Origin of the sequence: Glaesserella sp., assembly GCF_041814905.1 — a bacterium.
GTDB lineage: Bacteria > Pseudomonadota > Gammaproteobacteria > Enterobacterales > Pasteurellaceae > Glaesserella.
This window is the reverse complement of sequence record NZ_JBGXYA010000055.1, coordinates 18496-43267: the sequence shown is the minus strand read 5'-3', so window position 1 is coordinate 43267 and position 24772 is coordinate 18496. Positions and strand designations below refer to the sequence as shown.

The following is a 24772-nucleotide window of genomic DNA, read 5'->3' as shown; positions in this document are numbered from 1 at the left end:
ATTGAATTAAGCACTAAAATTTCCATAACCAAACCTTAAAAAACTTATATAAATATAATTTTACAATTTAACTATTCCTAATGATAAACCATCACCAACAAAATTACCTTTCTCAGTGAAAAAACTATCCTCTACTTGCCAAGTATGATTATTTACTTCTTTCGAACGATATACTACAAAATTAAAAGGATCTGCAACATATGTTTTAACACCCAACTTTTTAGCCTGTTGCAATATATTAGAATCTTCACCTTTATTTAGATCACCAAATTCTAATTTATTTAATGCCTCTCTTGAAAAAACTAGTGTTGCACCTGTTAAAAAATCAGTTTCCATATGACGTTGTCCTTTATATCTAACAAATGTTTTATCTTGTCCTTCTAAATAGATAAATATCTCTTTCTTACCTACAATACCATAATCACCAAACTTAAATGGAATTAACATATCCTGAAGATAATTCGGAAAATAAAAATCATCGTCATCAAATTTGGCGACATAATCCCCTTTTGATAACTTAATACCCTGATTTAGACGTTTACCTAAAGTATCTTCACTATCATTTTTTACAATGTGAATTTCTTTAAATTTTTTTCCACTGACTTTTAATTTATTTTTCAACTCCTCAATTTGTTGATCAGTATATTTTTGAGCAATAATAATTAACTCAATATTCGGATAAACTTGTTTTGTTACATTTTCCACTATTCGATCAATAAAGTAAGGTCGGTTAGAAGCGATAACAATACTCGCCAAAGGATCATCTAATTTTATGTCTTGCCCTAAAACATTAGCTATCTGTACTGCTCTATGTTCATAAGTATGATGTAACATAACCTCACGGTATCCCCGATGAGACAGACGAAGCCATTCCCATTCATTAGAAAGTAAATGTTTTACTATCTTATTTGCTTCTCTTGCATTTCTAGCAACTTGAACAATACCTCTAAATTGTTCATCTATCGCCAGTGAAGGAGTAGAAATAACCGGCGTACCGCAAGCAAGCAATTCATAAACACGACGTGACATCATTGTCGGTGAATCAGTAATCGTATTGACATTTAAGAAAATTTTAAATTGTTTATACACATCCACGATTCCCCTAAACGGTACTGCCGGACGAATAAATTTGCGGTATTTTCTAGGATAAGCATAACGTTCATTTTCTAGTTGAGACATACGATCATAAATAGCCCCCTTGAATTTAATAATTGTAGGCAAAAGTGCATCCATCTGTTTTTTACGATCATCATGCCCTACGCCATAATACGAACCGGCAAAACAGACGCTTTCGTGTTCTTTTCTAAAACGATTTGCGGGATTACAAATATTAATATTTGCCGCAAATAATAATGTTTCTACTTTGGCATTTGGTACATCTCTTTGATAGTCCGCAACTTTATTAATATCTGTAGTAAAAATTACATCGCATTTAGAAGAGATAGGTAAAAATTTATCATAATGCATTGGATCTTCTTTATTCCAAAACACTATTGGTAAATTTCTTTCTTTAGCCACATCTAATGCCTTTAATAAATTTTGTGCATTTTGATGTTGCATATTGGGTGAAACAAATGCATATTCCCAAGCACCAAAATTCCCTTTCCAACAGCTTTCAATAAAAAAGGCTAATGAAGTACTCCCCTTTATTTGGGTTTCAAATGAAGCCTTATTTAATGGGAATAATCTAAATTCACTTTCAAAAGAAGTATGAGATATTTCATCTAAAATAGAGATAAATTTAAGACCATATTTCTTCTTAAATCTACCATCCACTTTTGGATAAGCCGCCCATGTAACATTCTGTGTTTTATGGACTTTATTTTCTTTTTTATCTTTGATAAAAGATCTTAAAGCCCATAAATCAGCGGGTAAAGAAAAAAAGTTTTTTATTGATTTTGTTGAATGAATAAGAGTATAGCCTAATTTGAAAGATAATGTATTTTCAACTTGTTCTTTAGCTTGCTTGCCCTTAAGCTGTGCCTGTTTTAATTCATTTTCTTTCTTTTTGTAATCATTATCCAAAGCTTGTAGTTTGGCTAATAGATCACTTTCTTTCTTTTTAAAAGCAATATCTTTACCTACTAATTTTTCATTTAGCTCTTTAATTCTATTTTCATAGCTTTGAATGCTCTTCTTATATTCTTCTTTTAAAGAATCATGCTGTTGAGCATTCAATGTATTTGCTTTATTCAATAAAAAATTGATAGTAGAGATTTCTTTATATAAAGAGACATACTCATTTTCTGCTTTTACTAAGCTTTCATTGGTGAGCTTATTAAGTTCAGAAATCATTTTAGAATAGTCAACTGTCAATACGTCAGATTTCTCATTACTCTTTTTCAACAATTTTTTTGCTATTCTTTTGTTCGTCATATAACTACCAAATCCCCTTCGTATCCACCACAATCGATTCGCTCGAAATGGAAACGGCTTCTTTAAATTCTTTATGATCAACCAATAATACCAACACGTCCACTTGCTTCAGTGCGGTGTCGAGGTCAATCAGTGAAATACCTTTGGCTGCTAATTTTGGCGGGAGTACCTCCACATTCGGCTCTACCGCAAGGATTTGATTTGGGTATTTGGTCGCTAATTGTTCGGTAATTTTCACTGCCGGGCTTTCACGTAAGTCGTCGATATCCGGCTTGAATGCCAAACCTAAGCAAGCGATTTTGATGTCGCCAAGCGTTTTACGTGGTTTAAGTTGTAAAACGTCGATAACAGCTTGATTGACTTTGTCGATCACCCATTGCGGTTTGCCGTCGTTGACAAGGCGTGCGGTGTGGATCAGTTTTGCCAAATCCGGGGTTTTGTTGACAATAAACCATGGGTCAACGGCAATGCAGTGTCCGCCGACACCACACCCCGGTTGGAGAATATTGACGCGCGGATGGCGGTTTGCCAGTGAGATGAGTTCCCATACGTTGATGCCTAAACGATCGCAGATGATTGAAAGTTCATTGGCAAAGGCAATGTTGACATCACGGAAGGCGTTTTCAGTGAGTTTACACATTTCGGCGGTGCGGCTGTTGGTGACAATGCAGTCACCTTTTACAAAAGTTTTGTACAATCTGACCGCTTGTTCAGAACATTTTTTTGTCATACCGCCGATAATGCGGTCATTATCAATGAGTTCCCGCATGACTTGTCCCGGTAATACTCGTTCAGGACAGTGAGCAATGCGGATATCGGATTCCTCCCCTGCTTGTTGTGGAAAGGTGAGATCCGGTCTGGCTTGTGCTAACCATTCTGCCATTTGTTCCGTCGCACCCACCGGCGAAGTTGATTCCAAAATCACCAAATCGCCCTTTTTCAATACCGGTGCAATCGCGCGGCTTGCCGCCTCGATGTAGCTTAAATCCGGTTCGTAATTATCGCCTTTGAACGGAGTTGGTACGGCTATTAAGAAGGCTTCAGCAGGCTCCGGGGTTAAAGTGGCTTTTAATCGTCCATTGGTAACGGATAAATATACGGCAACCTCTAACTCAGGCTCAACAATATGAATCTTTCCTTGATTAATGGTATCTACGGCATGTTGATTAACGTCTACGCCAATAACTTTGACACCGTTTAAAGCGAATGCCGCAGCAGTCGGCAAGCCGATATAACCTAGCCCGACAACCGAAATTTGGTTAAATTTCTCCATTTTTTGTGCTCTCCTTGATAATTTTAATGATGTTGAAAAACCGATAAAATTTTATGTACTGCAGTACCGTCTCCGTATGGATTATGTGCTGCTGCCATTTGGTTGTATTCCGCTTCATTCGTCAGCAATAAATTTACTTGCTCGATGATTTTCTCTTTTGAGGTACCGACAAGTCTGACAGTGCCAACCTCAACCGCTTCCGGTCGCTCTGTGGTATCACGCATCACCAGTACCGGTTTACCTAATGACGGCGCTTCTTCCTGAATACCGCCGGAGTCGGTTAAGATTAAATGCGATTGCTTCATCAAATATACGAAAGAAAGATAGTCCAACGGTTCAATTAAATGGACATTCGATTTGCCGGTTAAAATTTTATTGACCGGTTCGCGTACATTCGGGTTGAGATGAACCGGATAAACAAACTGAACATCCGGATGTAACACGGATAATGCAGCAATAGCTTGGCAGATATTGTCAAAACCTTCACCGAAGTTTTCACGGCGGTGACCGGTAATTAAGACAAATTTTTTATCCGTTACATAACTGAACTGTTGTTTAAATTGTTTGAGCAACTCTTGATTCTGTTCGATTTTCTTACAAGCCAAAAATAATGCATCCACCACCGTGTTGCCGGTCACGTAAATATTATTCGGCTGAATCCCTTCATCAATCAGGTTTCTCATGGTGCTTTCCGTCGGCGCAAAATGATATTTTGCCAATGAACCGGTTAAACGACGGTTGCCCTCCTCCGGCCAAGGGGAATAGATGTTATGGGTACGTAACCCGGCTTCAATATGGGCAATCGGAATTTGGTTATAGTATGCAGCTAAAGACGCGGCAAAAGTTGTTGCAGTATCGCCGTGTACAAAAATCACAGAAGGTTGATATTCTTCGATTACCGGCTGAATTTTTTGTAATATTGTCGATGTAATGCCGGAAAGCGTTTGCTTCTCGCTCATAATATTCAGGTCGTAATCCGGCGTAATCTCAAACAGGTCTAAAACCTGATCTAACATTTGCCGATGTTGAGCCGTTACGCAAACACAAAAATCCAAACCGTTTTTCTTAAATCCTTCTACTAATGGTGCCATTTTGATGGCTTCCGGTCTGGTACCAAACACAAAAAGTGCTTTAAGTGACATACTAATTACCTCCAATAATCTATTCTCCCCGATCGGGAGAATCTTTCCTTAGTAAACAAATTGTAAATTTACATAACTCTATTTCTTGCAATAATACATAAATAGATTTTCCACTTCAATACCAACTTTACACTAATTTAATAAATATGCTAAATTTTTTGCTAAATGTGAAAAAGATCACATTTTAAGCTATTAATCCCTTGCTTTTATTTGTCTATTTATGTAATTTTTGCTAAACTTAAGCAACTCAGAAATGTAATTTTATGTAAACATTAAATACATTACAGTAGTAAAAATGCTTAAGGCAGCTTTTGCCCTTATTCCATTGGATGAGGAGTAATCGAATAACAACAAGCGGTACGTTATCTTGAATTTTTTGCAAATTTTTATGCGAAACCGACCGCTTGTAGAATGTGAAAACGGCGTTGTGCCTTACCGCCCTATCGGTTTCACACCACCTTTTATTTGGTACGTATTTGGATATCACCTTTTTATGAAGATCACATTGAAACGAACTTTGAGTAGCTTACTCATGACTGCCGCATTAACCGGTTGTTCAACCCTACCAACCTCCGGACCAAACCACAATGCGGTTTTAAACATAAACGAACAAGAAAATCTGCCGCAAGTGAATGTGGTGGAATTAGATAATCAACTCGTGCAAACACTTTATCAAACCCAACAAAACCAACGTTTTTCCGGTTTTGTCGGTATGCAAATGTACAACCATTATGCCGGAACGGCAAATGTTGGGGACGTGCTGGATATCGCCATTTGGGAGGCTCCGCCGGCAGTACTATTCGGTTCAACGTTCGGTGAAACGGGGCAAGGCAGCGGTCATTTAACCAAATTGCCGGCTCAAATGGTCAATAAGAAAGGGGCAATCACGATCCCGTTTGCCGGTGACATTACGGTTAAAGGAAAATCGCCTGAAGCCATTCAAAAAGAGATTGTCAGACGCTTACAAGGCAAAGCGAATCAACCTCAGGCGATGGTACAAATCATCAACAATAACTCTGCCAATGTTACGGTGATCCGCCAAGGTAACAGCGTGCGTATGCCGTTAACCGCTAATGCGGAGCGAGTGTTGGATGCCGTTGCGGCAATCGGCGGTTCACCCGCCGATATTCAGGATATTACGGTTCAACTTACCCGTGGCAACCAAGTCAAAACCGTGGCATTTGAAACCTTGATTGCTGATCCGACACAGAATATTTCATTACAAGCCGGTGATGTCGTTTCGCTCCTGACTACGCCTTACAGTTTTACCGGACTCGGTGCTGTCGGTTCAAACCAACAAGTTAAATTCTCAACCAAAGGCATTACGCTTGCCGAGGCGATCGGCAAAATGGGTGGCTTGATTGACACGCGTTCAGACCCACGTGGCGTGTTTGTGTTCCGCTATATTCCGTTTACGCAATTATCGTTGACGGACCAAACGGCATGGCGGGCTAACGGCTACGGTGAAGGAATGGATGTGCCGACGGTTTATCGTGCCAATCTGCTGGATCCGAAAGCCATGTTCTTGTTACAGCGCTTCCCGATGCAGGATAAAGATATTGTGTACGTTTCTAATGCACCGTTGGCTGAATTCGGTAAATTTATTCGAACCATATTTTCTATGACCGCACCGATCACCGGTACAATCAACAGTGTAAACAGTTTATAGGAAAGCAATATGACGGCAGCAACAACTCAACTGCAAACCAAACCGGCACCGAAAAAGAAGCGTAAATTCAAACCGCTGCTATGGCTGACGGTTATCTTACCGACATTGTTTTCCGGTGTGTATTTCGGCTTATTTGCCTCTGACGTGTATATTTCCGAATCCAGCTTTGTCGTGCGTTCCCCGAATAATCAAGCTTCATTAAGCGGAGTCGGCGCATTACTTCAAGGCGTGGGATTTTCCCGTTCGCAAGACGATTCTTACACGGTGCAAGAATACATCCGTTCGCGTAATGCGCTGGAACAATTAGCCCAAATCTTACCGGTACGTGATTATTATGAACAAAAAGGCGATCTGCTCAGTCGTTTTAACCCTTTTGGGTTGGATGATTCACAAGAAGCGTTTTTCCAATATTTTAAAAAACGTTTAGTGGCAGATTTAGATGCAATTTCAGGTATTGCCACGTTGCGAATCCGCTCGTTTGATGCCGAAGAGTCGCAAAAAATCAATATACAATTGTTAAAACAAGGCGAAGCACTGATTAACCGTTTAAATGAGCGGGCGCGCCAAGACACGATCCGATTTGCCGAACAATCGGTCAGCGATGCGGAACGGCGTGTTATGGAGACCGCGGAAGCGCTCAGCCAATATCGTATTCAACATAAAATTTTTGATCTGCCGGCACAATCCGACGTGCAGCTGACTTTAATTTCAACGTTGAAAAGTGAATTAATCCAAGTGGAAACCCAGTTGGCACAGTTACGTTCGCTCACGCCGGATAACCCGCAGGTTGCCGCGCTCAAAACCCGTGAAAAAAGTCTAAAAGCGGAAATTGCCGATCAATTACAAACATTGTCGGGCGGACAAAACTCCATTGCGACCCAAACTGCCGAGTATCAGCGTTTAATGTTGGATAATACGCTTGCCCAGCAACAACTCACGACGGCAATTACCTCGTTACAAAATACCAAAGGGGAAGCTGATCGTCAGCAACTTTATTTGGAAGTGATCAATCAACCGAATAAGCCTGACTTAGCACTGGAACCGTATAGACTTTACAACATTTTGGCAACGTTTTTTATCGGTTTATTGCTTTACGGGGTGATTACTTTACTTATCGCCGGTATCAGAGAGCATCAAAACTAATGAAATACGGTAATCAAACCACCTTCAAACGTTCACGGGTACTGCAAGGACGGGTACTGAAAGCGTTATTGTTACGCGAAATCATCACCCGTTACGGGCGTAAAAATATCGGCTTTTTATGGCTGTTCGTTGAACCACTACTGATGACCTTGATGGTTGTGTTGTTGTGGCAATTTTTACGTGCCGACAAAGTGTCTACGCTTAATATCATTGCCTTTATTATTACCGGCTATCCGATGGCGATGATGTGGCGTAATGCCTCCAACCGTGCAATTGGGGCGATTTCATCCAATATCAGTTTGCTTTATCACCGTAACGTTAAAGTGTTGGATACCTTAATATCCCGCACTATATTGGAAGTTGCCGGAGCCACTATTGCACAAATGTTGATCATGGCGGTATTTATTTTTATCGGTTGGATAGACTTCCCGCAAGATGTGTTCTATATGTTAGTTGCATGGTGCTTAATGGCGATCTTTGCATTCGGATTAGGGTTGATTATTTGTGCAATCGCCCATCATTTTGAGGTATTCGGTAAGCTTTGGAATCCCCTTAGCTTTGTGATGTTACCGCTGTCGGGAGCCTTCTTTTTCGTGCATTCGCTCCCGCAGCAAATTCAACAGTATGCGGTGTGGGTACCGATGATTAGCGGCACGGAAATGTTCCGTCAAGGTTACTTCGGCGACTCGGTCAAAACCTATGAAAATATCGGTTTTATTATTGTATGCGATTTAGTCATGGTGTTTATCGGACTATTGGCAATTAAACAATTCAGTAAAGGAATCGAACCGCAATGATCAGTGTGAAAAACGTCAGTAAAAGTTACTACACCCAAAGCGGTGAACGGAAGGTCTTACAGGATATTAATTTTGAAATTAAAAAAGGAGAAAAAATCGGTATTTTAGGACGCAATGGTGCAGGGAAATCCACGCTTATCCGCCTGTTAAGCGGGGTTGAACCGCCAAGTTCAGGCAAAATCGAACGTAAAATGAGTATCTCTTGGCCTCTCGCTTTTAGCGGTGCTTTCCAAGGCAGCTTGACCGGCATGGATAACTTACGGTTTATTTGCCGAATTTACGGTGCGGATATCGAATATGTGAAACAGTTTACCGAAGCATTTTCAGAGCTTGGTGAATATCTCTACGAACCGGTGAAGAAATACTCCTCAGGGATGAAAGCCCGCTTAGCTTTCGCCCTCTCACTTTCAGTAGAATTTGATTGCTACCTGATTGATGAAGTGATCGCGGTAGGAGATTCCCGCTTCAGTGCTAAATGCCGTTACGAATTGTTTGAAAAACGCAAGGATCGCTCAATTATATTAGTTTCTCATAGCCCAAACGCAATTAAGGAGTACTGCGACAATGCTATGGTACTTGATCAAGGATATATGCATAAATTCCCGTCTATCGAGGAAGCATATCGATATTACAACAAAGGCTAAATCTCCCCTTACAAGCGGTAAGATTTGCCCTAAAATTTGCAAATAATAATGAAATCAAAAGCAATCATATTTTCTCGCGGCATTTTGAAAATTCCGCACTTATCTTCTTTTTTAACGGAAGGATATACTACTCCGCATACGTTACTCAGCGCTAAGGTAAGCATTGATAAAACTATTGGTTGGGGGCTGCGTTTTCCCTCCAAAATACCTCAGTTTTATGCAAAATGGCGCCATCTTCCCTACATTGCGATAGAAGACGGTTTCTTACGATCCTTAGGACTCGGTGTAAAAGGTTATCCTCCGTTTTCTATGGTATATGACGATTTAGGAATTTATTACGATACGACCCGCCCATCTCGTTTAGAGCAGCTGATTATTGATGCCGAAATGGACGAAGAGATATTGCAACAAGCTAAGCAGGCGATCGCACTGATCAAAACGCATAAACTCTCTAAATATAATCACGCCCTTGATTTTAATGAACCTCGTCTTACCTATCAGCCGATTGTATTAGTCATTGATCAAACCCACGGAGATAGGTCGGTAAAATACGGGCAAGCGGATGAAAGCCACTTTAAACAGATGTTAGAGGCGGCAATCAAAGAAAATCCATTATCATTAATTTGGGTTAAAACCCATCCGGATGTGATTAGCGGCAAAAAGAAAGGCTATTTAACCGAACTTTCTGCTTATAAAAATCGTATCCGATTGATTACCCAAGACTTTAATCCGCTCAGTTTATTGGAAGCGGTGGATAAAGTGTATTGTGTTACTTCACAAATGGGATTTGAAGCCCTTTTTCTCGGTAAAAAAGTCATTACTTTCGGTGTACCTTGGTTTGCCGGTTGGGGAATAACGGAAGACAGACATCCCAATATTGAAATATTACAAAAAAATCATCGTAGAACGGCGAGAAACCTAGTTCAGCTTTTTTGTGCCGCCTATTTGCAATACAGCCGATATATCAATCCGAACAACGGCAAAACAGGTTCTATTTTTGATGTGATTGACTATCTGCAAAAAGTAAAACAGCTCAATCAGCGTTTAGCCGGCAATATCTACTGTGTCGGTTTATCACCGTGGAAACGAGCCGTTATTGCGCCTTTTTTCCGTTTTCCGCAATGTCGCTTATATTTTATCTCTGACATTAAGCAGCTAAAGAATACCTTCTTGCCCTCTGACGCCAAATTGTTGGTATGGGGTCAAGGAAAACCGGAACTTATTGCATTTGCAGACAAACATCAATTACCGCTATTAAGAATGGAAGACGGTTTTATCCGTTCGGTCGGATTAGGTTCTAATCTTGTCACCCCCTTTTCTTTAGTCGTTGACGATAAAGGAATCTATTTTAATGCCCAAACACCTTCCCGCTTGGAACTCATTTTTCAAATGACGGCTTTTTCCGACAACGATCTCAACATAGCCAAAAACGTGCAAAATCATTTATTAAATGAAAATATCTGTAAATATAATGTCGGAACATCCGGGTTTTACCTCAATAAAACAAATAAAAGGACCATTCTCGTGCCGGGTCAGGTTGAAGACGATGCATCGATTCTCTTAGGTTCGCCTCAAATTAAGACTAATTTGGACTTATTAAAAAAAGTGCGCGAATTAAATCCTGACGCTTACATCATTTATAAGCCTCACCCTGATGTCGTGAGCGGAAATCGCATTGGCAAAATATCACCATCCGATGTGCTGAAATATGCCGACGATATCATTGAAAATGCCAATATTTTGGATTGTATTCATCAAGTTGATGAAGTTCACACCATGACTTCGTTAGCTGGTTTTGAAGCGTTAATCAGAAACAAAACCGTGCATTGCTACGGTTTACCCTTTTATTCCAACTGGGGATTAACGATTGATCATATTGAGTTGGAAAGGCGTAACCGTAAACTCACGTTAGAAGAGCTTATTTGCGGCACATTACTGCACTATCCGCTTTATATCGATCCGCAAAAACAGCAAATTATTCATGTTGAACAAGCCGTTTACTTGTTACAACAACAAAAAACCAATACAACCAATCATGCGATCCGTCGACCTTGGCTTTTTAAACAGATTGAAAAAATAAAACACCTTTATCGAGCTTTTGTATAAAAATAGTGGAAGTTATATGATTAATCATAACTTGGATGAATTGATTTCAACCGCAGATAATGTTCTGTTGCTACAAGGACCTATAGGCTCTTTCTTTTATGAATTTTCAGTATGGATGAAAACGCATAACAAGCGGGTATTTAAACTGAATTTTAATGGGGGAGATGAGTATTTTTATCCGAATCATACCGAAAATACGTTTGCTTACCGTAGCTCACCAGCACAATTTAGTGAATATCTTTCAACATTTTGTACCGAGCATCACATTGATACGTTGGTTTGTTTCGGTGACAACCGTCGTTATCACCAAATCGCCAAACAAATAGCAAACAAGTTTAATCTGCATTTTTGGGCATTTGAGGAAGGTTATTTCCGACCGGAGTACATCACTTTAGAAAAAGAAGGGGTAAACGCTTATTCTCCGATTCCCAAAGACAGACAATTTTTCTGTGAGGTGCGTGAATCGCTTGTCGAACCATCAGAACCCCTTCATGTTGCAAAAGGTTTTTTACCGATGGCAAAACGAGCCGTTCTATATCACTGGTATGCCAAACAAAAAATCAGCGCCTATCCGGAATATTGTCACCATAAAAATTTGAGTATATGTCATTATCTGAAATTATGGACAATTTCGGGAATTAAACGCGCGTACTACTATATCCACGACTGCCATTTCGCCAATCGAGTCATTAAAGGAGAATTCGGCGAATTCTATATTCTGCCACTGCAGTTATACAATGATAGTCAAGTTCAGGTACACAGTGATTACGATTCCGTTGCTGACTATTTAAAAGAAGTGCTTCACTCTTTTGCCGTCCATGCAAAAGCGCATTTTAATTTAATTATCAAACATCACCCAATGGATAGAGGTTTTATTAATTATAGTAACGTGATTGATGACTTTATTCGACGTTATCCGCATCTTAAAAAGAGAGTATTTTATATCCACGATGTGCCCATGCCGGTGCTGTTACGTAAAGCCGTGGGAATGGTAACGCTAAACAGTACCAGCGGTATCTCTGCATTGCTGCATAATATGCCGGTTAAAGTGATTGGTAGAGCGAATTATGATTTTGAAGGAATGACGGATCAAAAGTCATTAGATGAATTTTGGAACAACCCCGAACCACCCGTGCCGGAGGTGTTTGCGGCTTATCACCAATATCATTTGAATAAAACCCACTTAAACGGAAGTTTTTATAATAAAGTGATTTTACGTTACCCGTATAATCGAACGACGAAAGATTAACAAGCGGTCACTTTTGCCTGTTTTTTTGCAAATTTTCCCTTCTCCTTGACGGGAGAAGGGATATAGTTTCTACAGACGGTTTATCATCAAACCACTTTCTCTGCGACTTCATGAGCAGAATCTGCTTTTTCTTCGCCGATTTCAGGTTCCGTGCGCTGTGTCGGTGGTGTCGGTTTTTCTACAGCTAGCGTTGCTGACTTTTCACGCGTGGTACGAATAACAACCCACAAGAAGAATAACCCGAAGAAAAGATCGCCGGCCCCGTAGAATTTAAAGAAAGAGGCTAGCTTTGGTGAAGTTTCGGCTAATTTTGTGACGACATCTTGATTACTAAAGAACCATACAGCCCAAGTAACCGCATAAACCATTTTTTCGATAAAGAAAACAAATACCAGTTTTGGAACGTTATAAAAGGAAAATGAAACGGATAAATAGGCTAATCCCCATAAAATAACACTGATTTGTCCGAACCAAGAAAATACTGCGGGATTGACATCGACAATGGTTTGATCCATAAAAAAGGATGTGGCATACAAAATACCGCCTAAATTATATAATCCTGCCAAAATAAAGAAAAAGGCAATTACATTGTCAAAAAAAGGGCGTTTAGTCATTTTTCACCTCATTGAATATTAAAAATGTGGTTTATTCTACCACTTCACCTTCTGTTAAGGCGTTGATTTATATTTATTTGCAAAAAATTTTCAATTTCTGACCGCTTGCTATCCCATTAACGTTTTATTCGGCTCACGTGCCATTTCTCTGGCAAGTTTTGGGACTAAATAGCCGGAACTGATTCGTTGTAGCTCTTTATAAATAGATAACGCTTGCTCGTCATCAACATAAAAATGGCTTGCTCCCCGCACCTTATCCAACAAATGCAAATAGTAAGGCAAAATACCGTAACTAAATAGTTTGTCACTCAGCGCTTTTAGTGTTTGAGCATCATCATTCACGTCTTTTAACAGAACCGATTGATTTAATAGCACCACACCGGCTTTTTTAAGTTGCGCCATCTTTTCGGCAAATTCATCATCAATTTCATTAGCATGGTTAATATGCGTAACCAACACAATATTTAAACGGGATTTTGCCAAGCGTTCGCAAAGTGCTATGGTAATTCGATTCGGAATCACCACCGGTAGGCGACTGTGAATACGCAATGTTTTAATATGCGGAATTTGCTCCAGCTTTGTCAAAATCCAATCAATTTCACTCTCTTTCGCCATTAACGGATCGCCCCCGGAAAGAATGATTTCTTCTAATTCGAGATGATCCGCAATATAGCGAATGCTTTGCAGCCAACTCTCTTTTCCGCTTTTCACTTCTTGATACGGAAAATGGCGACGAAAACAGTAACGGCAGTTAATCGCACAGCTATTCTTAACCATAAACAGTAAACGGTTGTGGTATTTATGCAGAATATTCGGGGCGGGAGAATGCTGTTCTTCCAGTGGATCCGCCACAAAACCTTCTGCTTCAAGAAACTCCTGTTGTAACGACATCGCTTGTAAAAAAAGCGGATCGCGACGATCCCCTTTTTGCATTTTTTCTGCAAACGGAAGCGGCACACGTAATGAAAATAAACGGCGTGCTGACATATCCTGTTCGAATTCTGCGGGATCTAATTCAAGATATGTTAATAAATCATGCGGGTATTTAAATGCCTGCGCCAAATCGGTTAGCCATTGCGCTGTTGTCGGTGACACTGTTGGGATGTGGTTTTGCAAGTCGTTTCTCTTTTTAATCGGGCCTAAAAACGCGTGGATTATACAAATACCACACCAAGAGTGAAGAAAATTTTTAAAAAATTGTGCTTTTTGATGTATCATATACGCCTTTTTGTACATCTTGCCTTTAGGGCATTCTTTTTTATCTATTTCTGAGGATAACAATGGCTAGTTACAGCACTAACGACTTTAAACCAGGCTTAAAATTCATCCAAGACGGTGAACCTTGCGTCATCGTAGAAAACGAATTCGTTAAACCGGGTAAAGGTCAAGCATTCACCCGTACCAAAATCCGTAAATTAATTTCCGGTAAAGTATTAGAGATCAACTTTAAATCAGGAACTTCTGTTGAAGCGGCAGACGTTGTAGATTACAACTATAACTACTCTTATAAAGATGAAGATTTCTGGTATTTTATGCACCCAGAAACTTTCGAACAAATTTCTGTGGACGCGAAAGCATTAGGCGACAACGACAAATGGTTGGTTGATCAAGCAGAATGTATCATCACTTTATGGAACGGCTCTGCAATCGGTGTGACTCCGCCAAACTTCGTTGAATTAGAAGTGATTGAAACCGATCCTGGTCTAAAAGGTGATACGGCAGGTACCGGCGGTAAACCGGCAACCTTAAGCACCGGCGCGGTAGTTCGCGTGCCACTCTTCGTTCAAATCGGCGAGGTTATCCGCGTTGATACCCGTTCCGGCGAATACGTTTCGCGCGTTAAATAATCCCATTTCATCCCCTAACTTCGTTAGGGGATTTTTTATCCGTAAAGCCAAAGTTTGTAGTGAAAAACCCGTTGTTTTCAGGTAGAATCCTGCCATCTCCAGCATTTATATTTAAGAGGAATTATTATGTCAGTGACAATTTTGGACCAACTTGAAGAAAAAATTAAACAAGCCGTTGAAACCATTCAGCTTCTTCAATTAGAGATCGAAGAGTTAAAAGGTAAAAATGACGAAGCAAATCGTGCAAATGAAAGTCTGCGTAACGAACATGAACAATTAAAAGTAGAACATCAAAATTTCCAAGATCGCTTACGTTCACTTTTAGGTCAAATCGACAACGTTTAATTTTTTATTTATTTTGTCTAAAACGGCTAATCTTTTAGCCGTTTTTTTATGTGCTATCTCTTCTGTGAAGGGAAGCTAAGGGGACTTATGGCAAAACTTTATTTCTACTATTCCTCAATGAATGCAGGTAAATCCACTACTCTGCTACAATCGTCTTATAACTACCAAGAAAGAGGAATGACACCGTTAATTTACACTGCTGCAATTGATGATCGTTATGGCGTGGGTAAAGTAGCATCTCGAATCGGAATTTCTCAAGAGGCGAAACTGTTCTATAAACACAGTGATCTTTTGGCAGAAATTCAAGCTCATCATCAGCAGCAAAAACTTCATTGTATCTTAATTGATGAAGCACAATTTTTAACCAAAGATCAGGTTTATCAACTTACCGAAGTTGTTGATAGATTACATATTCCGGTTTTATGCTACGGATTACGCACCGATTTCCAAGCTGAATTATTTGAAGGCAGCCGCTATCTGCTTGCCTGGGCAGACCAGTTAGAAGAGTTGAAAACTATTTGCTATTGCGGACGCAAAGCAAACTTTGTCATACGTTTGAATGCCGAAGGCGAAGCCGTGAAAGATGGTGCGCAAATTCAAATCGGAGGCAACGACAGTTACCTCTCTGTTTGTCGCTTACATTACAAGGAAAAACTGGGGTTATAATGCTCAACACCTCTCTTATTTGAAGTGGTATTACTAACATTAGTGCGTATAAGTGCGGTATGCAAAGGCACTAATTAAGATGATCAGTGCAATAATTAGCTGTATTAAACGTTTTTTGGTTAGCTTTTCTGCCGGCATTTCCTCACTCCAAAACAATAATAATTTATTTCAAAACACCTTTAAATAATGTTAAACTTTGCCCTAAATCAAATTAAAGGCATTTAACGGCGGGATCTTATGAAAATTGTATCTGATTTTAAAGCAAATGGAAGAACAGCATGTACAATTCACTGCCAAAATTGCAGTATCAGCCAACTATGTTTACCTTTCACGCTTAACGAACACGAATTAACGCAATTAGACAATATTATCGAGCGTAAAAAACCGGTTCAAAAATCCCAAATTATTTTCCAATCCGGCGATGAACTTCGCTCTATTTATGCGATTCGTTCAGGTACCATTAAAAGTTATACCATCAGCGAAAACGGTGAAGAACAGATTACCGCATTCCACTTACCGGGGGATCTTGTCGGCTTTGATGCCATTACGGATATGCGTCACGTCGGTTTTGCCCAAGCGCTAGAAACATCGATGATTTGCGAAATTCCATTTGATATTTTGGATGACCTTGCCGGCAAAATGCCGAAAATTCGACATCAAATTATGCGCTTAATGAGCAGTGAAATTAAAAGCGATCAGGAAATGATCTTACTTTTATCTAAAATGAGTGCTGAAGAAAAACTCGCCGCTTTCCTCTATAACTTATCTCAACGTTATGCCGCACGCGGTTTTTCAGCTCGTGAGTTCCGCTTAACCATGACGCGTGGCGATATCGGTAACTACCTTGGTTTAACCATTGAAACCATCAGTCGCTTATTGGGTCGATTCCAAAAAAGCGGAATGATTTCAGTACAAGGTAAATATATCACCATTAATCGCATGGAAGAATTAAGTGAAATGGCTGGTGTCACCAAATCGCACATTCCGGTAACCAGCATTTCCCTCTAATTCAGCAAATACAAGCGGTACGATTCGGCAAATAATTTGCAAATCGTACCGTTTTTTATTGTCCTGATATTGAATTTTGCATCGTATGGATTACACAAAAAATAAAAAAACCGGCACTTGCCGGTTTTTCCATTTATAGCAACTAAGCTATGCGTTTATTACCAGAATACGCGTAAACCTACACCGATTGCTTTATCGGTAGTTTTTTCACCACCTTTAACTTTAGCAGTACCGTAAACACCTTCTAAGTAAGTGAATACGTTTTTATGCATTTTATATTCAGTACCTAACATGAATTTATCAATGGTTGTTTTGGTTACTACATCACTTACGGTTTCTTTACCTGATGCACGACCATAGTTACCGTATACAGCAATTGCTGGAGCTACTGCATATTTAGCACCTACACGGAAACCATTCCAACGATCTTTATAGCTACCTTCTTTCTCAAATGAACCTGCATAGTCTGCTGCTAAAGTTAATGCATCAATTGTGTAAGAGATACCTGCTGCATAAGCATCTTTGTGGTGTGAGTTGCTTGAAGTTGTTTTGTAGTTATTACGAGTATAACCTGCTGCTAGTTTCATTGACTGACCTTCAGCTACAGGGAAACCATAAATTACACCAGCACCGTAACCTGATTTTAATGCATTATCAAGTACTTCACCATTTGTTGAATCACGCTCTTCTGCAAAACGATAATCTACGCCTACTTGCAAACCTTCGATACCTTTATAGTCATAACGAACAACTGATTTACCAGAAGTTACTAATGTTGTATCCCATGCACCGTATGCATTATCAAAACCTGATTGTGCAATATCATCACCGATAGTTACTTGACGACCGAATGATAATTCACCATATTGTTTGCTGCCTAAACCCACATAAGCACGGTGTGCATATAAGTCACCAAATTGATCTGCTTGTGTGTCACCACCATTGAAACGGAATTCTAAACGACCAAATGCGAAGAAGTCTTCAGCTAAATTGTGAGTCATTCTCACACCGAAACGTGAACCATCGTTGTGTAAATTACTGTGCGCACGTTTAGTTGTGGTATCACCTACTTTTTTAGAGTTTTGTTCTAAAAGTAAACGGATAGAACCGTCAAAATCAACTTTTGAACCTTCATTTTCATAGATGGTTAAAGCTGATGCTGAAGTTGCAAATGCTGTTACTGCTAATGCTACAAGTGTTTTTTTCATAATGTTCACCTTAAGGTTTTTATTTTAGTCTAGTCAAAACTACTCTCATTAAGGTATAAGAGTAATTCTCCATATCTGATATACACCTAAAGATCTATGTAAGTTTGGTAAATATCAAATGCGAGCGAATATTGGCAGAATCAATATTAAGTGTCAATATGTCTTGCCACTCTTGCAAGACAACAAAAATTTCTTTTAAATCAATTAGTTATTTTAAAATTTTAAAAAAGAGAGTTTTTCTCCTTGTTTAGCAGAGATTTACTCCAACATAAAAATTAATCATAACTATTTGTTTTATATTGATTTTTATGAATTTTAATAGGAGACTGAATTTTTTTAGTTTATTTGTGAACTAATTCACATTTTTGAAAATTATTTTGTTTTTAGCTGTTTTTTTATCCTTAAAATAGCGAAAAAAGTAAATATAGATAGTTATAATGCAAATATTAATACCATGGAAGTCTAAAAAATGACGAGTTTTACAGCAATTATTGAAAGAAATTTAGATATTTTCACTCCATTTTTGGAGTGTCATATTGAGATTAGTCATAACCTATTCAGTGTAAAAAGCGAAAAAGTGGCTTTTTTTGTTGCTGAAATAAAGCAAACATACCAACAGTTAACACAGCAAACTGACAGTGAGTATGCTGAAATTTATGCTCAAAAATTAGTAAAACAATTTGATGGGCTTAAACAGGCTGTTGATTTGCTAGCAAAAAGTAATAGGGTAAAAACGGCTTTTCGCTCCGGTTATCATTTTCCTAAAAATATTCATCGTTTACCACCACATAAACGTTTAATTGAATATAAAAATGCCTTGCGTGCTTTGAATGAAAAAATCAGTTGGCTGACCGAACAAAGTATTCGTAGTGAAGATGAACAGGAAAAATGCGCTTATTTATCTCAAATGCAAGAAACGGAATACCGCAAGCAAAAATGTTTAGCGGCAATTGACGAGTTGGAAATCAGCGTGAATAAAAACTAAACTCCCGTCCCGTGGACAAGGACAGGAAAATGGGAGGCAAGCGGTCATTTTCAGTCAATTTTTTGCAAAAAATTCCGCAAAAACGACCGCTTGTTTACCGTTATTCTCCCGAAATTTTCATTTTATCCAATAAAATCGAACCGGTCTGAATATTTGAGCGATGTTCGATATCATCCCCTACCGCAACGATATTTTTAAACATCTCTTGTAATTGCCCGGCAATAGTAATTTCTGCAACCGGGTAGCAAATCTCTCCGTTTTCGACCCAAAAACCGGCTGCGCCGCGCGAATATTCACCGGTAACACCGTTAATTGCACTGCCGAGCATTTCGGTAACAAGTAATCCCGTTCCCATCTCTTTCAGTAACGTTGCTAGCCCACCGGTTCGATTCGGCTTCACCAGCCAGTTATGAATACCGCCCGCGTGTCCGGTTGTTTGCATACCTAATTTTCTCGCGCTGTAAGAGGTTAATAGATAAGTCTGCAAAATACCAGCGCGGATAATCTGCTGTTCTTTGGTGCGAACACCTTCACTGTCAAACGGAGATGACGCAAGTTGGCGCAATAAATGCGGTTGTTCGGTAATATCAAACCAATTCGGCAAAATCGGCTGACCGAGTTTATCCAATAAAAAACTGGCTTTACGATATAACGCACCGCCGCTAATCGCTCCCGCCAAATGCCCGATAAGGCCCGTTGCCACATCATTATAGAAAATAACCGGCATTTCACCGGTAGCTAATTTTTGCGGATTCAAACGATCAACCGCTTTCACCGCAGCTTGTCTGCCTACCCATTCGGCGGAAGCCAGTTGCTCGAAGCGGCGGGAAATCGTGTATTCATAATCACGCTCCAACGCCTCGCCGTGAGCGGCAATGACGCTACAGGACAGTGCATATCGGCTTGAAAGATAGCTTTGCAGCATGCCGTGAGTATTTCCGTAAACACGAATGCCGCTGTGCGAATTGAATGTCGCCCCTTCACTATTGGTAATCTTATCATCGCTGTTTAAAGCGTAATGTTCCGCTTCTATCGCTAATTGCACCGCTTGATCGACATCAATGTCCGCTTCGTGATACAAATCTAAATCCGGTGCATCAAATGCCATCATTGCACTATCCGCCAAGCCGGCACAATCATCTTCGGAAGTATATTTTGCAATGGCAAGCGCCGATTCTACCGCTTGTTTGATGGACTTCGGCTGCAAATCCGAGGTGGACGCATTACCTTTACGTTTACCTAAATAAACAGAGATCCCTAACGATCCATCATTATTAAATTCAATATTTTCGGTCTGCTCCAAACGGCTTGAAACCGATAATCCCGCCACTTTAGTGACACTCACCTCCGCCGTCGCCCCGCCCTTTTGTGCTAATGATAACGCGGTATTAACCGCCTCTCGCAACTGCTGTTCTTGTTGTTGAAGCTCTTTTTTACTCACTAATGCCATAATTTTTCCCGTTTAAACCGTAACAAGCGGTCGGTTTGAGCGAAAATATTGCAAAATTCTGCCGAAAACCTACCGCTTGTAATCTAAATTCTCCGCATTCTACCTCAAATTTCTGTTAGACTACGCACATTTTTTACAATACCAAGGATCCATAATGGCAAAAAAACAACGAAATGAAATCGACTGGACAGATGACGAAGAAGAGATTATTTGGGTCAGTAAAAGCGAAATCAAACGCGATGCCGAACATTTAAAAAAATTAGGTGCCAGCCTAATTGAATTAAACCCGACTAATTTAGCCAAAATGCCGTTGGACGATAATTTACGTGAAGCGATTGAATTGGCACAAAAACTCCGTTTAGAGGCGCGTCGTCGCCAAATACAATATATCGGGAAATTATTGCGCAATATCGATCCAGAACCGATCCAAGAAGCATTGGATAAAGTAGAAAACCGTCACAATCAGCAGTTAGCGTTATTACATAAATTGGAATTATTGCGTGATCAGCTTGTTGAACAAGGTGATGATGTGTTAAACGATTTAATTGATGAATATCCGACGCTGGATCGCCAGCATTTGCGCAATTTGATTCGTTCGGCACAAAAAGAGAAACAAACAAACAAACCGCCGAAAAATTATCGCGAAATCTATCAATATCTGAAGTCGGTTATTGTAGAAATATAGGATGGCATTTATGGAAATTATTTTTTGGTCTCATATCGGGCTTGCTTACATCAGCTTAGGGTTATTGTTACTACGCGGCGTACTTTCGGCAAAAATGGTGGATTGGCGACAGAACAACTTACTGCGAATTACGCCGCATGTCGTCGATACACTGCTGTTAATCAGCGGTATTGCGCTGTTTATTGCATTTGGTGCTTCGTTCCAATCGTGGATTTTCGCCAAGTTATTCTTTTTGGTACTTTATATTGTATTTGCCGCTAAAGCGTTCAAAAAAGGGCAACGTTTTTCAATTAAACACTTTTTATTAGCGGTAATCAGCTTTATGTTGGTGCTACTCACGGCAACCGTGAAGTAACGACAAGCGGTCGGTTTGAGCGAATAATTTGCAGTTTTTTCCTCAAAAGTGACCGCTTGCAAAATAAAAAAATCTGCACTTGATTACTCAATGTGCAGATTTTTTATTTCGTTAGCGTTCAAACTATACGCGTTTGAAATCTAAGTGTACGAGTTTTGGTTTAATCGGGTGACGTTGAATCGCTTGTACTTTAACTTGCTCTTCTTTACCCGCAACAACGATAGTTAATACCTCGTTGTAGAACGCATCTTGTGCTTGCGCGTTGTTCACTTTATCGTGATCTAAAATGATTGATACCGGCTCTGCGTTACCACCGTAGATGATAGCAGGCACTTGACCGTTGTGACGCAGGCGGCGGCTCGCACCCTTACCTTGCGTTGTACGAACTTCAGCTTCGAATTTGAATGACATGATTTTTTCTCATAAAAAATGGAACCTCAAGGTTCCGTTATTAAACAAAAACAGCAGGCGACCCAGCTGTTCCCAAAAATTTTTGACTTAAAAGTCGAGCGCAGATTCTAATGAAATCTACAAATAAATCAATACATTTTTAGAAATTTATTCCGGCTCTAAGCCGATGAAATAAGGTTTCAATCAGGATTTTTGTGTAATTAGCAAGCGTTTTTAGCAAATCTGTAGTAAAATGCGTCCGTTTTTTATTCGTCCTTATTTAATATACATAGGAGTACCTCTTAATGGCCAATAAACAGCCAAACACGAATCTTAGTCCTGAAAACATTCAGAACGTGAAAAATGCAATTTTGCATAAGCTTGTGTTTGCACTCGGTGTTGAACCACGTGAAGCAAGTAAACGCAACTGGCTTAACGCCGCATTACGCGTCGTTCGTGATTTATCCACGGAATCTTGGTTACAAACCCGTCGTAGCCAAGCCGCAAATACGAACCGCCGCGTTTACTATCTTTCAATGGAATTTTTGATGGGAAGAACCTTCAGTAATGCCATGATTGCCGAAGGTGTTTATGAATTAATCCGTGCAGCCTTTGATGAGCTTGGTCAAAACCTTGAAGACATCATCAATGAAGAAGGCGATCCGGGTTTAGGTAACGGCGGTTTAGGTCGTTTGGCGGCATGTTATATGGACAGCCTTGCGGCAATGAAAATTCCGGCGATCGGTTACGGTATTCGTTATGAATACGGTATGTTCCGCCAAGAAATCAAAAACGGTGAGCAAGTTGAACACCCTGATTATTGGTTAGAAAATGAATTTGCATGGCCGTATTTACGTTCAAGTAAAAAATTCCCTGTTCGTTTTGGCGGCAGAACTTGGCAAGAAGGCAAAAAAACCATATGGCAGCCTGACGAAGAAATCATTGCCCAAGCCCATGACCAACTTATTCCGGGTTTTGAAACTACCGCAACTAACAGCTTGCGTTTATGGTCTGCTCACGCGGGCGAAAAATTATTCGGTTTGGCCGATTTTAACCGTGGTGACTATTTTGCGGCAATGAGCCAACAAAACAGTTCTGAAAATGTCTCGCGCGTTCTCTATCCTGATGATTCAACCTATAACGGTCGTGAATTACGTTTACGTCAAGAATACTTCCTCTGTTCCGCATCGGTACAAGATATTGTACGCCGCCATGAGCTTGAATCCGGATCTTGCATCAATCTTGCAGAAAAAGTGGCTATCCACTTAAACGATACGCACCCAACCTTGGCGATTCCGGAATTAATGCGTATCTTAATTGATGAGAAAGGCTATAGCTGGGAACAAGCATGGAACACAACCCGTAAAACGTTCTTCTATACCAACCATACATTAATGAGCGAAGCGCTTGAAACGTGGCCGGTAGAAATGGTTGCGCGCATTTTACCGCGTCATTTACAGATCATTTTTGAAATCAATGATTGGTTCTTACAAGAAGTACGTGAGAAATTCCCGGGCGACGATGCGTTAGTCAGCCGTGTATCCATTATCGACGAAAACGGTGATCGCCGTATTCGTATGGCGTGGTTAGCGGTTATTGCTTCCGGTAAGGTTAACGGTGTCGCTAAAATCCATTCTGACTTAATGGTAGAATCGATCTTTGCCGATTTCGCGAAGATCTACCCTAACCGCTTTACTAACGTCACCAACGGTGTAACTCCGCGTCGCTGGATTCAAATTGCAAACCCGGGCTTGGCCGCAATTTTAGATAAACATATCGGCAAAAATTGGCGTACCGAATTAACCGAACTCAATAAACTAAATGTGTTTGTTGATGATGCTGACGTTCAAGCCGAAATCGCAGCGGTAAAAGTGGAAAACAAACGTAAACTCGCCGCGTATGTTGAACAAACGCAAGGGATTAAATTGAATCCGGACGCGATTTTTGACGTGCAGATCAAACGTATCCACAAATATAAACGTCAGCAATTAAATGTATTACACATTATTGCGCTGTATAATCGCATTTTGAAAAATCCGAATGCTGATTGGCAGCCTCGCGTGTTTATCTTTGCCGGTAAAGCCGCAAGCGCTTATTATGCCGCGAAGAAAGTCATTCGTTTAATCAATGATGTTGCCAAAGTGATCAATAATGATGCTCGTATTAAAGATTTACTAAAAGTCGTGTTTATTCCGAACTACGGCGTGAGCTTAGCACAAATGATTATTCCGGCAGCGGACGTTTCAGAACAAATTTCATTGGCTGGTACGGAAGCGTCCGGTACGTCTAATATGAAATTTGCATTAAACGGCGCCTTAACTATCGGTACGTTAGACGGTGCGAATGTAGAAATTCTTGAACGTGTAGGTAAAGATAATATCTTTATTTTCGGAAACACCGTTGAACAAGTGGAAGAATTGCGTCGTAACGGCTATTCACCGTATCACTATTACGAAAAAGATGCCGAATTAAACGAAGCGATTTCACAAATCTTAAACGGTAAATTCTCTCCGGACGATCCGTATCGTTATCAAGATTTGATCTTAAATTCCGGCGACTATTATCAGGCTTGTGCAGACTTCCGTAGCTATGTTGATGCCCAAGAGAAAGTGGCTCAGGCATACCGTAATAAGAAAGCGTGGACACGTTCTGCAATTATCAACATTGCGAACATGGGTTATTTCTCATCAGACCGATCCGTGTTAGATTATGCACGTGATATTTGGAACATCGAACCGATGACCGAAGCACAAATCAACGAGCAGTTGAAAATGATCGAAATACTCAACGAAGCCAGCAAATTGTTGATTATCAAGTAAT

At 39.9% G+C, this 24772-nt stretch carries 22 protein-coding genes; 14 read left to right on the top strand and 8 right to left on the bottom strand.

Annotation, left to right across the window (positions count from 1 at the left end; all coding sequences use genetic code 11):
- Window positions 1-60: 60 nt before the first annotated feature.
- The 3 genes from ACEYJ7_RS08440 to wecB are packed head-to-tail and all read right to left on the bottom strand — an operon-like array spanning window position 61 to window position 4791.
- Window positions 61-2376, bottom strand: a complete 2316-nt coding sequence (locus tag ACEYJ7_RS08440) for a glycosyltransferase (RefSeq protein WP_373778630.1) — start codon at window positions 2374-2376, stop codon at window positions 61-63.
- Window positions 2377-2380: 4 nt separating this feature from the next.
- Window positions 2381-3649, bottom strand: coding sequence for a UDP-N-acetyl-D-mannosamine dehydrogenase (gene wecC, locus ACEYJ7_RS08435; protein ID WP_373778629.1), 1269 nt, complete (start codon window positions 3647-3649; stop codon window positions 2381-2383).
- Between the two features lie 23 nt (window positions 3650-3672).
- Window positions 3673-4791 carry a non-hydrolyzing UDP-N-acetylglucosamine 2-epimerase gene (gene wecB, locus ACEYJ7_RS08430; RefSeq protein WP_373778628.1) on the bottom strand — a complete coding sequence of 373 codons (1119 nt, stop codon included), beginning with the start codon at window positions 4789-4791 and terminating at the stop codon, window positions 3673-3675.
- 493 nt (window positions 4792-5284) lie between these two features.
- On the opposite strand from wecB, the gene ACEYJ7_RS08425 reads away from it, so the two are divergent.
- From ACEYJ7_RS08425 to ACEYJ7_RS08400, 6 genes are read left to right on the top strand one after another with little or no spacing between them, the layout of a single operon-like run.
- The gene (locus ACEYJ7_RS08425) at window positions 5285-6460 is read left to right on the top strand and encodes a polysaccharide biosynthesis/export family protein (protein ID WP_373778627.1); all 1176 of its coding nucleotides are present in this window, start codon (window positions 5285-5287) and stop codon (window positions 6458-6460) included.
- Window positions 6461-6469: 9 nt separating this feature from the next.
- Window positions 6470-7603 carry a capsule biosynthesis protein gene (locus ACEYJ7_RS08420; RefSeq protein WP_373778626.1) on the top strand — a complete coding sequence of 378 codons (1134 nt, stop codon included), beginning with the start codon at window positions 6470-6472 and terminating at the stop codon, window positions 7601-7603.
- Window positions 7603-8400, top strand: coding sequence for an ABC transporter permease (locus ACEYJ7_RS08415; RefSeq protein ID WP_373778625.1), 798 nt, complete (start codon window positions 7603-7605; stop codon window positions 8398-8400). The genes ACEYJ7_RS08420 and ACEYJ7_RS08415 overlap by 1 nt, the downstream gene beginning before the upstream one ends.
- Window positions 8397-9044: an ABC transporter ATP-binding protein gene (locus tag ACEYJ7_RS08410; RefSeq protein ID WP_373778624.1), complete on the top strand. Its 648-nt coding sequence runs from the start codon at window positions 8397-8399 to the stop codon at window positions 9042-9044. The genes ACEYJ7_RS08415 and ACEYJ7_RS08410 overlap by 4 nt, the downstream gene beginning before the upstream one ends.
- 48 nt (window positions 9045-9092) lie before the next feature.
- A complete protein-coding gene (locus ACEYJ7_RS08405) occupies window positions 9093-11150 on the top strand; it encodes a capsular polysaccharide biosynthesis protein (RefSeq protein ID WP_373778623.1) in 2058 nt (685 codons plus the stop codon).
- 16 nt (window positions 11151-11166) lie between these two features.
- Window positions 11167-12399 carry a capsule biosynthesis protein gene (locus ACEYJ7_RS08400; protein WP_373778622.1) on the top strand — a complete coding sequence of 411 codons (1233 nt, stop codon included), beginning with the start codon at window positions 11167-11169 and terminating at the stop codon, window positions 12397-12399.
- 86 nt (window positions 12400-12485) lie between these two features.
- Here ACEYJ7_RS08400 and ACEYJ7_RS08395 read toward each other — a convergent pair whose 3' ends face one another.
- Both ACEYJ7_RS08395 and epmB read right to left on the bottom strand, forming a co-directional pair.
- Window positions 12486-13013: a hypothetical protein gene (locus ACEYJ7_RS08395; RefSeq protein WP_373778621.1), complete on the bottom strand. Its 528-nt coding sequence runs from the start codon at window positions 13011-13013 to the stop codon at window positions 12486-12488.
- A 108-nt stretch (window positions 13014-13121) separates the two neighbouring features.
- Window positions 13122-14129: an EF-P beta-lysylation protein EpmB gene (gene epmB / locus ACEYJ7_RS08390; protein ID WP_373778620.1), complete on the bottom strand. Its 1008-nt coding sequence runs from the start codon at window positions 14127-14129 to the stop codon at window positions 13122-13124.
- A 164-nt stretch (window positions 14130-14293) separates the two neighbouring features.
- Between epmB and efp the strand changes: the two genes are divergently transcribed.
- The 4 genes from efp to ACEYJ7_RS08370 all read left to right on the top strand — a co-directional run bounded on the left by efp (window position 14294) and on the right by ACEYJ7_RS08370 (window position 16879).
- On the top strand, window positions 14294-14860 hold the full coding sequence (efp, locus tag ACEYJ7_RS08385; RefSeq protein WP_373778619.1) for an elongation factor P: 567 nt from the start codon (window positions 14294-14296) through the stop codon (window positions 14858-14860).
- Between the two features lie 126 nt (window positions 14861-14986).
- Window positions 14987-15205 (top strand): cell division protein ZapB, encoded by a 219-nt coding sequence (zapB, locus tag ACEYJ7_RS08380; RefSeq protein WP_373778618.1) that lies wholly within the window; start codon window positions 14987-14989, stop codon window positions 15203-15205.
- A gap of 87 nt (window positions 15206-15292) precedes the next feature.
- The gene (locus ACEYJ7_RS08375) at window positions 15293-15871 is read left to right on the top strand and encodes a thymidine kinase (RefSeq protein ID WP_373778617.1); all 579 of its coding nucleotides are present in this window, start codon (window positions 15293-15295) and stop codon (window positions 15869-15871) included.
- A 237-nt stretch (window positions 15872-16108) separates the two neighbouring features.
- A complete protein-coding gene (locus tag ACEYJ7_RS08370; protein ID WP_373778616.1) occupies window positions 16109-16879 on the top strand; it encodes an FNR family transcription factor in 771 nt (256 codons plus the stop codon).
- Window positions 16880-17037: 158 nt separating this feature from the next.
- Here the strand turns inward: ACEYJ7_RS08370 and ACEYJ7_RS08365 are convergent, their stop codons facing one another.
- Window positions 17038-18087, bottom strand: a complete 1050-nt coding sequence (locus ACEYJ7_RS08365; RefSeq protein ID WP_373778615.1) for a porin — start codon at window positions 18085-18087, stop codon at window positions 17038-17040.
- 469 nt (window positions 18088-18556) lie between these two features.
- On the opposite strand from ACEYJ7_RS08365, the gene priC reads away from it, so the two are divergent.
- Window positions 18557-19072: a primosomal replication protein PriC gene (priC, locus tag ACEYJ7_RS08360; protein WP_373778614.1), complete on the top strand. Its 516-nt coding sequence runs from the start codon at window positions 18557-18559 to the stop codon at window positions 19070-19072.
- 100 nt (window positions 19073-19172) lie between these two features.
- Here the strand turns inward: priC and pmbA are convergent, their stop codons facing one another.
- The gene (pmbA, locus tag ACEYJ7_RS08355) at window positions 19173-20522 is read right to left on the bottom strand and encodes a metalloprotease PmbA (RefSeq protein WP_373778613.1); all 1350 of its coding nucleotides are present in this window, start codon (window positions 20520-20522) and stop codon (window positions 19173-19175) included.
- A 154-nt stretch (window positions 20523-20676) separates the two neighbouring features.
- Between pmbA and yjgA the strand changes: the two genes are divergently transcribed.
- Both yjgA and ACEYJ7_RS08345 read left to right on the top strand, forming a co-directional pair.
- Complete coding sequence (gene yjgA, locus ACEYJ7_RS08350; RefSeq protein WP_373778612.1) at window positions 20677-21207, top strand: ribosome biogenesis factor YjgA; 531 nt, start codon at window positions 20677-20679, stop codon at window positions 21205-21207.
- 1 nt (window position 21208) lies between these two features.
- Window positions 21209-21562 carry a SirB2 family protein gene (locus ACEYJ7_RS08345; RefSeq protein ID WP_373778611.1) on the top strand — a complete coding sequence of 118 codons (354 nt, stop codon included), beginning with the start codon at window positions 21209-21211 and terminating at the stop codon, window positions 21560-21562.
- Between the two features lie 123 nt (window positions 21563-21685).
- On the opposite strand, the gene rplY is transcribed toward ACEYJ7_RS08345, so the two are convergent.
- Window positions 21686-21973, bottom strand: coding sequence for a 50S ribosomal protein L25 (gene rplY, locus ACEYJ7_RS08340; protein WP_373778610.1), 288 nt, complete (start codon window positions 21971-21973; stop codon window positions 21686-21688).
- Between the two features lie 284 nt (window positions 21974-22257).
- Here rplY and ACEYJ7_RS08335 point away from each other — a divergent pair, with 284 nt between their 5' ends.
- Window positions 22258-24771: a glycogen/starch/alpha-glucan phosphorylase gene (locus ACEYJ7_RS08335; protein WP_373778609.1), complete on the top strand. Its 2514-nt coding sequence runs from the start codon at window positions 22258-22260 to the stop codon at window positions 24769-24771.
- Window position 24772: the final 1 nt, after the last annotated feature.

Coding starts and splice junctions, on each gene's coding strand:
- ACEYJ7_RS08440 (WP_373778630.1), bottom strand. CDS start 2,376: ATGACGAACAAAAGAATAGCAAAAAAATTGTTGAAAAAGAGTAATGAG.
- wecC (WP_373778629.1), bottom strand. CDS start 3,649: ATGGAGAAATTTAACCAAATTTCGGTTGTCGGGCTAGGTTATATCGGC.
- wecB (WP_373778628.1), bottom strand. CDS start 4,791: ATGTCACTTAAAGCACTTTTTGTGTTTGGTACCAGACCGGAAGCCATC.
- ACEYJ7_RS08425 (WP_373778627.1), top strand. CDS start 5,285: ATGAAGATCACATTGAAACGAACTTTGAGTAGCTTACTCATGACTGCC.
- ACEYJ7_RS08420 (WP_373778626.1), top strand. CDS start 6,470: ATGACGGCAGCAACAACTCAACTGCAAACCAAACCGGCACCGAAAAAG.
- ACEYJ7_RS08415 (WP_373778625.1), top strand. CDS start 7,603: ATGAAATACGGTAATCAAACCACCTTCAAACGTTCACGGGTACTGCAA.
- ACEYJ7_RS08410 (WP_373778624.1), top strand. CDS start 8,397: ATGATCAGTGTGAAAAACGTCAGTAAAAGTTACTACACCCAAAGCGGT.
- ACEYJ7_RS08405 (WP_373778623.1), top strand. CDS start 9,093: ATGAAATCAAAAGCAATCATATTTTCTCGCGGCATTTTGAAAATTCCG.
- ACEYJ7_RS08400 (WP_373778622.1), top strand. CDS start 11,167: ATGATTAATCATAACTTGGATGAATTGATTTCAACCGCAGATAATGTT.
- ACEYJ7_RS08395 (WP_373778621.1), bottom strand. CDS start 13,013: ATGACTAAACGCCCTTTTTTTGACAATGTAATTGCCTTTTTCTTTATT.
- efp (WP_373778619.1), top strand. CDS start 14,294: ATGGCTAGTTACAGCACTAACGACTTTAAACCAGGCTTAAAATTCATC.
- zapB (WP_373778618.1), top strand. CDS start 14,987: ATGTCAGTGACAATTTTGGACCAACTTGAAGAAAAAATTAAACAAGCC.
- ACEYJ7_RS08375 (WP_373778617.1), top strand. CDS start 15,293: ATGGCAAAACTTTATTTCTACTATTCCTCAATGAATGCAGGTAAATCC.
- ACEYJ7_RS08370 (WP_373778616.1), top strand. CDS start 16,109: ATGAAAATTGTATCTGATTTTAAAGCAAATGGAAGAACAGCATGTACA.
- ACEYJ7_RS08365 (WP_373778615.1), bottom strand. CDS start 18,087: ATGAAAAAAACACTTGTAGCATTAGCAGTAACAGCATTTGCAACTTCA.
- priC (WP_373778614.1), top strand. CDS start 18,557: ATGACGAGTTTTACAGCAATTATTGAAAGAAATTTAGATATTTTCACT.
- pmbA (WP_373778613.1), bottom strand. CDS start 20,522: ATGGCATTAGTGAGTAAAAAAGAGCTTCAACAACAAGAACAGCAGTTG.
- yjgA (WP_373778612.1), top strand. CDS start 20,677: ATGGCAAAAAAACAACGAAATGAAATCGACTGGACAGATGACGAAGAA.
- ACEYJ7_RS08345 (WP_373778611.1), top strand. CDS start 21,209: ATGGCATTTATGGAAATTATTTTTTGGTCTCATATCGGGCTTGCTTAC.
- rplY (WP_373778610.1), bottom strand. CDS start 21,973: ATGTCATTCAAATTCGAAGCTGAAGTTCGTACAACGCAAGGTAAGGGT.
- ACEYJ7_RS08335 (WP_373778609.1), top strand. CDS start 22,258: ATGGCCAATAAACAGCCAAACACGAATCTTAGTCCTGAAAACATTCAG.